The sequence below is a fragment of the Paraburkholderia fungorum genome, assembly GCF_003610895.1.
Classification (GTDB): Bacteria; Pseudomonadota; Gammaproteobacteria; order Burkholderiales; family Burkholderiaceae; genus Paraburkholderia; species Paraburkholderia fungorum_B.
Window position 1 is genome coordinate 22,707 of sequence record NZ_MCAS01000048.1, and the last position, 12,011, is coordinate 34,717.

The following is a 12,011-nucleotide window of genomic DNA, read 5'->3' on the forward strand; positions in this document are numbered from 1 at the left end:
TATCGACGCTCAATTTTTTTGCCCAATTAACTGATAAGTCAGATATCTGTGTCCTTCGACAGGTGATGAAATGAATGGATCGACTAGTTCCGCCCCTTTGCCGCCATTGACCGGCGGCAAGCTCGTACTGGCGACGCTTGCCGTGGCTCTCGCCACGTTCATGAACGTGCTGGATTCGTCGATCGCGAACGTGGCGATTCCGACCATTGCGGGCAATCTTGGCGTGTCGGTAGATGAAGGGACGTGGGTGATTACGCTGTTCGCCGCCGCCAACGCGATTGCGATTCCTTTGACAGGCTGGCTCACGCAACGCGTCGGGCAAATCAGGCTATTCGTGTGGGCCATTCTGTTGTTCGTGATCTCGTCGTGGCTGTGCGGGATTGCGCCGACTTTGCCGATACTGCTCGCCGCGCGGATTGTGCAGGGTGCGGTGGCGGGGCCGTTGATTCCACTGTCGCAAGCCATTCTGCTCGGCTCGTATCCGAAGGAAAAGAGCTCGCATGCGCTCGCCTTGTGGGCCATGACGGCGACGGTCGGCCCGATCGCGGGTCCGGCGCTCGGCGGCTGGATTACGGATAGCTACTCCTGGTCGTGGATCTTCTATATCAACATTCCTGTCGGCATCTTTGCCGCAAGCGTGACGTGGGCGATCTACCGCAAGCGCGAAACGCCGACGAAGCGCTTGCCAATCGACAAGGTGGGGCTGATCTCGCTGATCGCATGGGTGGGCTCCTTGCAGATCATGCTCGACAAGGGCAAGGATCTCGACTGGTTCAACTCGCCCGTGATTGTTGCGTTGACCGTATTCGCGGCGATCAGCTTTGTGTTCTTTGTGATCTGGGAGTTGACCGAGAAGAATCCGATTATCGACTTGCGATTATTCGGAGGACGTAATTTCCTGGGCGGCACGATTGCAATTTCGGTGGCGTACGCCGTGTTCTTTTCCAATCTCGTGTTGTTGCCGCAGTGGATGCAGGAGTATCTGAACTACCGCTCGGTGGATGCGGGCCTCGTCACCGCGCCGCTCGGTATCTTTGCCGTGATTCTTGCGCCGGTGATGGCGAAGATCATGCCGAAGTCGGATCCGCGCGTGTTGGCGACGCTGGCGTTTCTGGGCTTTGCCGGGGTGTTTTTCATGCGCTCGTATTACACGACCGGCGTGGATACGTGGACGCTGGTCTTGCCGACCCTGCTGCAGGGTGTTCCAACAGCCTTGTTCTTTGTCCCGCTAACGGCGATCATTCTTTCCGGCCTTCCCATGGACAAAATTCCGGCCGCCGCGGGATTGTCGAACTTCGTGCGGGTGTTTGCGGGGGCAGTGGGTACGTCGCTTGCTGCTACGGGTTGGAATGACCGCACGATCTTGCATCATGCGCGGCTCGCCGAGCAAACCAGTGTGAACAATCCGGTGTTCACCTCCGCTCTGGACGCCGTGCAGGCTTCGCTCGGAGGAAGTACATCGCAGGCGCTGGCGTTCTTTGAACAGTCGTTGAATGCTCAGGCGGCCATGCTCGGCCTGAACGACATCTTCTGGCTTTCGGCTGTGATTTTCGTGGCGATCATTCCGTTGATCTGGGTGACGAAAGCGGACAGGTCGAGCGTGGCCGCGGCGGCGGGCGCCGGCGGGCATTGAGGGCTTGCAACGCTGTGCAACGCTTAGCGTGTTCGCTACGCGTTGCACAGGTTGTATAAGTTGCACAGGTTGAGCGATACGCGTGGTGTCGAGGCGGGCGTTTTCAGCGGTCGAGGCAATTGCGTCGACCAATAGGCAAGACATGAAACTGAGCCGGTGTATGCTGTTTGAACATACCAATAGACTCTTTTCACCATGAACGAAACTGACGCTCATCCCGCCAGTGATGAAGGCGGGGCTGCCAACGTAACGCCGGCGCTCCGGACGAACGCATCCCCTGCCGTCGATTACTGGTCGCTGGTTCAGTCGATTGAAGACTACGCAATCTTTCTGCTGGACCCGACCGGGCATATTGTCAGTTGGAACGTCGGCGCGCAGAAGCTGAAGGGGTACGCGCCGCACGAGATCATCGGCGCGCACTTTTCGCGGTTCTACACCGCCGAAGCCGTGGCGCGCGGCTGGCCTGACTACGAGTTGCAGCAGGCCGCACTGACCGGCCGCTTCGAGGACGAAGGCTGGCGGGTTCGCAAGGACGGCACGACGTTCTGGTCGAACGTCGTCATCACGGCGGTGCGCAACGAGGCGGGTGTGTTGACGGGGTTCGCCAAGATTACCCGCGATCTGACCGCGCAGCGTGAGTATCTGGAGGCGTTGCGGCAGAGTGAGGAGCGCTTTCGTCTGCTGGTCGACAACGTGAAAGACTACGCGATTTTCATGCTCGATCCGGATGGTTTCATCGTGAGCTGGAACGCGGGCGCCGCGCGCATCAAAGGCTATACGCGCGAAGAAATCGTCGGCCGGCATTTTTCGACGTTCTACACGCGCGAGGAAGCGGCGGCTGGCAAGCCTGCCCGCGAACTGGCGATCGCGAAGCAGCACGGCCGGGTCGAAGACGAAGGCTGGCGCGTGCGCAAGGACGGCACGACCTTCTGGGCCAACGTCAACATCACCGCTGTGTATGACGAATCGAACCGGCTGCGCGGCTTCGCCAAGGTCACGCGCGACCTGACCGAGCGCCGCGAGCGCGAAGAGCTGGAACGCTCCGGCGCCCGCTTGCGCAAATTCCTCGCCACGCTCGCCCACGAGCTGCGCAATCCGCTTGCGCCGGTGCGCAACGCGATCGGCGTGATGCAACTCGAGGCGGGCCTGAGCCCCACGATGGCACGCTCACGCGATCTGATTGACCGCCAGGTGGCCCACCTCACGCGCCTGGTCGACGATCTTCTCGACGTTGGCCGCATCATGTCGGACAAGGTCGAGTTGCGCATTGCGCGCGTCGATCTGTCTGAAGTGGCGGCACGCGCGATCGAAGCCGCACGGCCGTTTACCGATGCGCGGGAGCAGAGCGTGGCCACCCACATGCCGGCCGAGCCGCTTATCGTCAGCGGCGACACCACGCGGCTTGTGCAGGTGCTGCAGAACCTGCTGCATAACGCGTCGAAGTTTTCGCCGTCCGGCAGCCGTATCGAGATATTCGGCCGTATCGAACATCAGATGGCGGTGCTGGAAGTGCGCGACCACGGCCGCGGCATTCCCGTGCGTTCGCTCGATGCGATCTTCGAATTGTTCGTGCAGGAAAAGAATGGGCAAAGTCTTGGCGAGGGCGGCCTTGGCATCGGCCTCACGTTGTGCAAGTCGCTGGTCGAAATGCATGGCGGCAGCATCATCGCGAGCAGCGAAGGCGAGGGGCGCGGCAGTTCGTTCACATTCAGTTTGCCGCTTGCCGAGGCACTTTCTGAAACGCGGCCGGATCAGACGGGCGTCACGGAGTGCGCGGTGTTGCCGTTGCGAATTCTGCTGGTAGACGACAATCGCGACTCCGCCGACAGCCTCGCCATGCTGCTCGAACTCAAGGGCCACGAAGTCCGCATTGCCTATGACGGAGCGCAGGCGCTCGATGTCGCGCCGCGCCTCGCCCCGCACCTTGCGTTAATCGACCTTGCGATGCCGAAAATGGATGGTTTCGCGACGCTGGCGGGATTGCGCGCGCTGCCCGCGCTGGCCGGCACGGTGTTCGCGGCCATGACCGGCTTCGGTCACGCCGACGATCGCGAGCGCACGCGAGCGGCTGGTTTCGACGCTCATCTTGTCAAGCCGGTGGAACTCGCGCTATTCGAAGCGTTGCTGGAACAGGCGCAAGTGCGGCGCGGGCAACGCGGTTGAGGCTGGAGCCAGGGCGCACCTTCTTCTTGCTACCCTCGGCCGCCTCGCGAGATTTCCTCGCCGGCGCGATGCGGCATACGCAGCGTCACGGGAATCGAGGCGAACGAGCACAGGCCCACCACCAGGAACGCCGGCCAGAAATCCGACCACGTGATGCTCGGATGGCCATGCAGTACCCGCGAAATCTGCAGCACGATACCGCCTATCGTCACGCCCAAGCCGAGCGACATCTGCTGCACGACGCTGCCGAGACTCGTTGCGCGCCCCACATCGCGGCTGGCGATTTCCGCGTAGGTCAGCGAGTTGAGACTCGTGAATTGCAGCGCGGGGAAGAAGCCGCCGAGCAGGACGACGAACCAGATGATCCAGGTCGGCGTGCCGGGGAAAAACAGTCCGCACGCCGCAATCGCGATCCCCGAGAGCCCCGCGTTCACCACCAGCACCGAGCGGAAGCCGAACCGATGCAGCACGCGCGAGGCGAACGTGCGCATGAACATACCGCCGAACGCGGATGCGCAGGTGATGAGCCCGGACTCGAACGCGCTCATGCCGTGTCCTTCCTGCAGCATCAGCGGCAACAGAAAGGGCAAGGCCCCGAGGCCGATGCGAAACAGGGATCCGCCGAGCACGCTCGCCTGGAAGGTCGGCACTTTGAAAAAGCGCAGATCAAGCAGCGGAAATTCGACGCGCTGGGCGTACACCACGTAGCCGAGGAGCAGAACGGCGCCGCTTGCGCACATGCCGAACGCGTTCTGATTTGAGATCAACTCGCCGCCCACCAGCGACAGTCCGAGCAGAAGCAGCACCGCGCCGGCCGCCGACAGAAAGAAGCCGATCCAGTCGAGTGGGCCTGGATCCGGTTCGCGCGTGTTGGCGATATACCGGTTGGTCAGATAGATACCGAGAATACCGATCGGCACGTTGATGAAGAAGATCAGCCGCCAGTGCAGATAGGTGGTGATGAAGCCGCCGAGCAGCGGGCCGGCGGCCGGTCCGAGCAACGCGGGGACGCTCAGATAGTTCATTGCGCGGATGAAGTCGGACTTGCTCACCACCCGGAAGATGATGATCCGTCCGACCGGCACCATCATCGCGCCGCCGACACCTTGCACGAAGCGGGCGAGGGTGAAGGTGGGCAACGAGTTCGACGCCGCGCACAAAAGCGAGCCGGCCACGAAAATGCCGATCGCGGTGCGGAAAACCGTCCGCGCGCCGAAGCGGTCGGCGAGCCAGCCGCATACCGGGATAAAGACGCCGAGACCCAGCACGTAGCTCGTCACCGCGATTTTCAAGGTGACCGGATCGCGCCCGAAGTCGCGCGCCATGGCGGGCAGGGCCGTGACGATCACATTCGCATCGACGCTTTCCATGAACATCGCGCATGCGACGATAAGGGGCGCAATCAGAGCTTTCTCGACGACGGTCATGGGGAGCAGGCGATCTGCGGCGGATGGCCGCAGGCAAAGGCGTCATTATTGCACCTGTACGGTGCGGATGGTTAATTGTGCGCCGCCTGATGCCGTTCTTATTCAAGATTGCGCGGATCGCGGGTGTCCCCCTCACCCAACATGCTGAAGATGTTATTGATATTTGTTGCAGTGCGACACGAGAGGGCTATAATCGGGTTATTCCCTAGGTATAAACCCTATACAGGAGTCCGTCATGAACACCGCATCCAACACCGCCGCCGTCCGCACCGCACCCGCCGCCAACGCTACGTGGCTGGGCAAGCTTCGCGCGCTGGCCTTGCACGCGCTCAACCTGCATCTGCAAAACTGCGCCGTGCTTGCTGAAGCGCATCGCCGCCCGCAGTAAGCGTTCAGGCAAGCGCTGAAGCAGCGCTGAAGCAGCGCTCAAGCAGCGCTCAAGCAGCGGCCGGAATCTGGCGTTACCGGCCCCCAGCTTGAACATCAGCTAGTGCGCTACTTCGTGCGTTAGTCCCTGACGCGTGACGGAGCCGGGCGCTTCTCTTTGGTCGCTCGCGCGGACAGCGAGCTGATCAAAAGCGCCATCGACACCAGTCCCACCAGATACACGCCGGCCATCACCCAATCCTGTTCTGCCATCATCATTCCCCTTCAGTTACAGCTATTCCCGCTGCGAAATCCCGGCATTGCGCCGTGCTCTTGATCTCGATTACGGCAGGTGAAGCGAAAATCTTGATGGAGCAAATCAGCCTTTAAATCGGTGCGCGATCATCGCGATACCGAATTTTCGTCTCGTAATTTCAATAAGCGTTTAAAATCCCGTCCCCTGTCGAGCGTGATGCTCCTCGCGGTGCTCCTCTTCGGCACGGCGAATCAATCGGCAATTTCGACCGTTTTATTGGCGCATGCCGCGCTGTCATGCCGCGAGGCGTGTCCGGTTTCATTTGCCGCCAGGCTTAAACCCGACGAATTGACTGACATTGGCTAACGGTGTCAACCTTTTTGACACTTTGCCGTTATCCATTTGTAATCGCCAGAGTAAGGCGACGCCGTGGCAGACGACCCGTCGCCGCGACAGCTCCAGGCAAGGCCCGCATTGACCATGTTCCACCGAAATAACAACAGGTTCGACCGGCTAGGCGCGATGTTCGACCGAGTGTCCAGCGCACTTGGCAAGCGAAGCGTTCTCTCGCCCGTGCTCGCACTCGTCATTTGCGGGCTGCTGCTGGTCGTTTTGCAACATCTCTCGCAAGCGGTCGACTATCGCTCGGTCATGCGCCAGTTGCGCCACTTGACCGGGGGCGAGTGGGCCGCGGCGCTTGGCGCGACCGCGCTGAGCTATGTCGCGCTGGTCGGCCGCGACGCGGTCGGCTTGCGCTACCTCGGCGCCGCGGTGCCGCGCGCGGCGTTGTGGATCGGCGCGACGGCGGGCTCCGCGCTCGGCAACGCGACCGGCTTCGGCGCGTTGACGGGCGGTGCCGTGCGTGCGCGCGTCTACGGGGTGTCGAACGTGACGCCCGCACAGATCGGCCGCATGACCGTATTCACGAGCGTTTCACTGGCGCTCGCGCTGGTACTGATGACGGCGCTCGGCATGGTGTGCCTCGCCGACTCGCTTGCGACCATGCTGCATCTGTCGCCGCTCACGCTGCGTTGGATTGGTGCGGTGCTGCTCGCCGTGCTCGGACTCGCGGCGGCCGCCTGCCGTCGCGAAACGCGTCCGATCCGCACACGCTGGCAGTGGCTATCGTTCGATATTCCGGCGCGCCGCGATCTGATTGCGCAAGTGGCGCTCGCCGTGCTCGACGTGGTGGCCGCCGGTCTCGCGTTGTGGGCGCTGCTGCCGCATGCGGACGTCGGCTTCGTGACCTTCATTACCGTCTATGCCGCCGCGATGCTGCTCGGCCTGATCGGCCACACGCCTGGCGGCGTCGGCGTATTCGAAGCCGCCATGGTGTTCACGCTGAACGGCAGCGTGCAAACGCATCAGATGGTCGCGGCGCTGCTCGCCTATCGTGCGATTTACTTCGGTGTCCCGCTGATCGTTTCGGCCGGACTGCTCGCCGGCTTCGAAGGCCGCGCGCTGAAAAGCCGTTTTCCGCTGCATCATGCGGCGGGCGCGTCGAAACTCGCGCCGCTGTTTCTGAGCCTGGTGACCTTCGTGGTCGGCAGCATGCTGGTGATTTCCAGCGCGACGCCCGCTTTCTGGCACCGCATCCGGATTCTGCGCGACGTGCTGCCGCTATGGGTGCTCGAAAGCTCGCAGATGCTATGCAGCGTGCTGGGCGTGCTGCTGTTGTTCGTCGCGCGAGGCTTGCTGCGGCGTCTGGATGCCGCGTGGTGGATGACTCTGCTGCTGGCGGTGCTGAGCCTCGGGCTGTCGTTGACCAAAGGACTCGCGTTCGTGGAAGCGGGCGTGCTCGGCACGCTGATCGCGCTGCTCTTGTCCACGCGCCGCCGTTTCAACCGTCATTCGTCGCTGTTTGCCGAGCGTTTTACGGTGGGCTGGCTGATGTCGGTGGGGATGGTGCTCGCGCTCGCCGTGTGGGTCATGCTGTTTGCTTTCCGCGACGTGCCCTATACACGCGACCTGTGGTGGCAATTTGCTTTCGACGAACGCGCCCCTCGCGCGTTGCGGGCGACGCTGGCCGCCAGCCTGTTCGCCGCGACGCTCGCGTTCTGGCAGTTGCTGCGCCCCGCAGCGGGCCGTTTCGTCATGCCTCCCGCGCAGGATCTGCAGGACGCCGCGCGCATTGTGCGGGCGCAGGAGCGCAGCGACGCCGGTCTTGCGCTGATGGGCGACAAGAGTTTTCTCTTTTCCGAATCGCGCGCGGCGTTCCTGATGTACGCGAAAAATGGCCGCACGTGGGCCGCGCTGCACGATCCGGTTGGCCCGCGCGAAGAGTGGGCCGGCCTGATCAGCAAATTTGTCGCGCTCGCGCACGCGCACGGCGGCCGTGCCGCGTTCTATCAGGTGCGCGCCAACGCCTTGCCGCTTTACCTCGATGCCGGCCTCACGCTGATGAAGCTGGGCGAAGAGGCCCACGTGGTGCTCGACGATTTCGACCTGAAGGGCTCGCATCGCGCGCATCTGCGCTATGCGCTCAAGCGTGGCGAGCGCGACGGCTTTACCGTCGAAGTGATCGATCAGGGCAATGTACCGGCGTCGCTCGACACGCTGCGCGAGATCTCCGACGGCTGGCTCGACAGCCGCGACGCGCGCGAAAAGAGCTTCTCCGTGGCCGCGTTCACCGACGAATATCTCGCCGCGCAATCCGTCATGCTGGTGCGCCAGAACGGCGAACCGGTAGCTTTCGTGACCTTCATGACGACCGATCTGAACACTGAAGCGACCGTCGGCGTGATGCGGCACGTGGAAAGCGCGTCGCCGTATGCGATGGAATATCTGTTCACCCAACTGGCGCTGCATCTGAAGCAGGCGGGTTTTCGCTCGCTCAGTCTCGGCATCGCGCCGCTCTCCGGCATGCAGCCGACGCCGCTCGCGTCGCGCTGGCATCGGCTGGCGGGTATCGTGTGGCGCTTCGGCGGCCGCTTCTATAACTTCCGCGGACTGCGAGCTTTCAAGAGCAAGTTCCAGCCGCATTGGGAGCCGCGCTATCTCGCGGCGTCGGGTTCGATGAGCGTGTTCTTCACGCTCGCGGACCTGTCATTGCTGGCAGGAGGCCGGCGTTCATGACATTGCATCCGTTTTTCAGGCTCGCCATTGCGGCGAGCCTTGTTGTTGGCAGCGCAACTGCTGTCGCCGCCACCGCCACCGTGTCCGGCGGCCGTTATGGTGACGTGACGGTGACGCAGCCGGTCGGCACTTTGCGCGGCCTCGTGGTGCTTTATTCTTCGGCTAGCGGCTGGAGTGCGGCCGACCAGCAAACCGCCGACGCGCTCGCCAAAGCGGGTGCCATGACGGTCGGCGTGGATACGGCGCGCTATGCGGCCAACCTGAGTGCGAAGAAAGAGGCTTGCCATCAACTGGTGGGCGATGCCGAAGCGCTGAGCCACCAGCTCGAACGGCAATCGCAATCGAGCCGCTATTTCGCGCCGATCGTCGCCGGTACGGGGCAGGGCGCGACGCTTGCGATGCATGTGCTCGAACAGGCGCCGTCGAATACGGTGGCCGGCGCGGTCTCGGTGGACGCCGAGCGCACTCTGGATCCGCGCTTTCAACCGTGCCCGCCGGACCCGACGATCATCCGCGACAAGGTGCCGGGTTTCGTCGAAAAGGCAACGCCTGGCAACGGTGATCGCGCGCAGCTCGTGGCGCTCGTGACGCGGCATTTGCAGACGACCTCGGTGAGCGAAGACGATGTCTCCGATCTGCCGCTGATCGAATTGCCGGCGGCGCGTCCGAACGGCTTGATGGCGGTTGTGATTTCCGGCGACGGCGGTTGGCGCGATCTCGACAAGACCATCTCGCTCGCCTTGCAGAAAGACGGCGTTTCGGTGATCGGCATCGACAGCCTGCGTTATTTCTGGAGCGAAAAGACGCCGGCGCAGACGAGCCGCGACCTCGCGCGTGTGATGCAGACTTACGGCGCGCGCTGGCACGCCGAGCATATCGCGCTCATCGGCTATTCGTTCGGCGCCGACGTGATGCCGTTCGCCTACAACCGCTTGCCTGAGGCGCTGCGTGCGAAGGTGTCGCTGATTGCGCTGCTGGGCTTTGCGCCCGACGCCGATTTCCAGATCCGTGTGGGTGGTTGGCTCGGTATGCCGGCAAGCGATAAGGCGTTGAAGGTGCAGCCCGAATTGACGCGCGTTCCGCCTGCAATCGTGCAGTGCTTCTACGGTGAGGAAGAGAAGGACACCTTGTGTCCGGCGCTCGCCCAAACCGGCGTCACGGTGATTCGCACGTCGGGCGATCATCACTTCGGGCGCGACTACAACGCGCTCGAACAGCGCATTCTGGAGCAGTTCAGGAAGCAAAGCGGCGTGCGTTGATGAGCCCGTCCACATGGCGCGCGTCGTCGGCAGCGGCGCGCGGCTCCTGGGTGATGGAAGCCGCCCGATCTGATGAACGGGATTAAAGGCGGGGATTGACAAAGACCGCCAAGTCAACGAAGATCAATCGCATGAACTGCCTCGACATCCGTATTGCGCTGATTATTAGCACCATTCATCGAATGGTGGGTTAGCGCGCGTCGAGTAGTAGTGACAATAACCCGCCCCACGAGGCGGGTTTTTTTATGTCCGCTTGCTGCCTGTCAGCTACCTGCCTCCTGGTGATCTCTCTGTTGATTTGCCCTTGCCGCACAGGAGCTTGCCTTGCCATCACACGAATCCAATCAGGGTGTCGAAGCCGCTGACAGCGTCGCGTTGCGTCACGACTACCTGAAGAAAATCCTGACCGCGCGCGTCTACGACGTGGCCCGCGAGACCGAGCTCGAACGTGCGCCGAACCTGTCGGCGCGGCTGTCCAATCCGGTCTATCTGAAGCGCGAGGACAACCAGCCGGTGTTCTCGTTCAAGGTGCGCGGCGCGTACAACAAGATGGCGCATATCCCGGCGGACGCGCTGGAGCGGGGCGTGATTACCGCCTCGGCAGGCAATCACGCGCAGGGCGTGGCGCTCTCGGCGGCCCGCATGGGCGTGAAGGCGATCATCGTCGTGCCGGTGACTACACCGCAGGTGAAGGTCGATGCGGTGCGCGCGCATGGCGGGGCGACGGTCGAGGTCGTGCAGTTTGGCGAGTCCTATAGCGACGCGTACGGACATGCCGTGAAGCTGCAGGAAGAACGCGGCCTGACGTTCGTGCACCCGTTCGACGATCCGTACGTGATCGCCGGCCAGGGCACGGTCGCGATGGAGATTCTCAGCCAGCATCAGGGTCCGATCCATGCGATCTTCGTGCCGATCGGCGGCGGTGGTCTCGCGGCAGGCGTGGCGGCGTATGTGAAATCGGTGCGCCCGGAGATCAGGGTGATTGGCGTGCAGACCGATGACTCGTGCGCGATGGCCGCCTCGCTGAAGGCGGGTGAACGCGTCACCCTGAACGAGGTCGGGCTGTTCTCGGACGGCACCGCGGTCAAGCTGGTGGGCGAGGAAACCTTCCGCCTGTGCAGCGATTATCTCGACGACGTGCTGCTCGTGAACACCGACGCGCTATGCGCGGCGATCAAGGACGTCTTCCAGGACACCCGCAGCGTGCTGGAGCCGGCCGGCGCGCTGGCCGTGGCGGGCGCCAAACAGTATGCCGAGCGCGAAGGTCTCGAAGGCCAGACGTTGATTGCGATCACGTCCGGCGCGAACATGAACTTCGACCGCATGCGTTTCGTGGCCGAGCGCGCCGAAGTCGGTGAAGCGCGTGAGGCGGTGTTCGCCGTGACGATTCCCGAGGAGCGCGGCAGCTTCCGCCGCTTCTGCGAACTGGTGGGCACGCGCAGCGTCACCGAGTTCAACTACCGGATTGCGGACGCGAATTCAGCGCATATCTTCGTCGGCGTGCAGATCAGGAATCGCAGCGAATCGGCGCAGATCGCGGGCGCCTTTGAAGCGCACGGCTTTGCCACCGTCGATCTGACCTTCGACGAACTGTCGAAGCAGCACATCCGCTACATGGTGGGCGGCCGCTCGCCGCTGGCGCATGACGAACGCCTGTTCCGCTTCGAGTTTCCAGAGCGGCCGGGCGCGCTGATGAAGTTCCTCTCGTCGATGGCGCCGAACTGGAATATCAGCCTGTTCCACTACCGCAACCAGGGCGCGGACTACAGTTCGATTCTGGTCGGCATCCAGGTGCCGGAGAGCGAGAACCGCGAGTTCGAGCGCTTTCTCGC

Annotated in this window: 9 protein-coding genes; 7 read left to right on the plus strand and 2 right to left on the minus strand. The window is 62.9% G+C overall.

The window, feature by feature from the left end:
* Window positions 1-70 precede the first annotated feature (70 nt).
* The gene (locus BCY88_RS33165; RefSeq protein WP_120348342.1) at window positions 71-1,633 is read left to right on the plus strand and encodes a DHA2 family efflux MFS transporter permease subunit; all 1,563 of its coding nucleotides are present in this window, start codon (window positions 71-73) and stop codon (window positions 1,631-1,633) included.
* Window positions 1,634-1,828: 195 nt separating this feature from the next.
* A complete protein-coding gene (locus BCY88_RS33170; protein ID WP_120348343.1) occupies window positions 1,829-3,796 on the plus strand; it encodes a PAS domain-containing hybrid sensor histidine kinase/response regulator in 1,968 nt (655 codons plus the stop codon).
* A gap of 29 nt (window positions 3,797-3,825) precedes the next feature.
* On the opposite strand, the gene BCY88_RS33175 is transcribed toward BCY88_RS33170, so the two are convergent.
* Complete coding sequence (locus BCY88_RS33175) at window positions 3,826-5,223, minus strand: MFS transporter (protein ID WP_120348344.1); 1,398 nt, start codon at window positions 5,221-5,223, stop codon at window positions 3,826-3,828.
* 235 nt (window positions 5,224-5,458) lie between these two features.
* On the opposite strand from BCY88_RS33175, the gene BCY88_RS39995 reads away from it, so the two are divergent.
* Window positions 5,459-5,611 carry a hypothetical protein gene (locus tag BCY88_RS39995; RefSeq protein ID WP_183081510.1) on the plus strand — a complete coding sequence of 51 codons (153 nt, stop codon included), beginning with the start codon at window positions 5,459-5,461 and terminating at the stop codon, window positions 5,609-5,611.
* Window positions 5,612-5,730: 119 nt separating this feature from the next.
* On the opposite strand, the gene BCY88_RS40000 is transcribed toward BCY88_RS39995, so the two are convergent.
* On the minus strand, window positions 5,731-5,868 hold the full coding sequence (locus tag BCY88_RS40000) for a hypothetical protein (RefSeq protein WP_183081511.1): 138 nt from the start codon (window positions 5,866-5,868) through the stop codon (window positions 5,731-5,733).
* Window positions 5,869-5,983: 115 nt separating this feature from the next.
* On the opposite strand from BCY88_RS40000, the gene BCY88_RS40140 reads away from it, so the two are divergent.
* From BCY88_RS40140 to ilvA, 4 genes are all read left to right on the plus strand, one after another.
* Entirely contained in the window at window positions 5,984-6,211 is a 228-nt protein-coding gene (locus BCY88_RS40140) for a hypothetical protein (RefSeq protein WP_220669711.1), read from the plus strand.
* Between the two features lie 156 nt (window positions 6,212-6,367).
* Window positions 6,368-8,920, plus strand: a complete 2,553-nt coding sequence (gene mprF, locus BCY88_RS33180) for a bifunctional lysylphosphatidylglycerol flippase/synthetase MprF (protein WP_259461596.1) — start codon at window positions 6,368-6,370, stop codon at window positions 8,918-8,920.
* Window positions 8,917-10,179: a virulence factor family protein gene (locus tag BCY88_RS33185; protein ID WP_120348346.1), complete on the plus strand. Its 1,263-nt coding sequence runs from the start codon at window positions 8,917-8,919 to the stop codon at window positions 10,177-10,179. The genes mprF and BCY88_RS33185 overlap by 4 nt, the downstream gene beginning before the upstream one ends.
* A 324-nt stretch (window positions 10,180-10,503) precedes the next feature.
* A partial coding sequence (gene ilvA, locus BCY88_RS33190; protein ID WP_120348347.1) for a threonine ammonia-lyase, biosynthetic occupies window positions 10,504-12,011 on the plus strand: 1,508 nt, incomplete at its 3' end.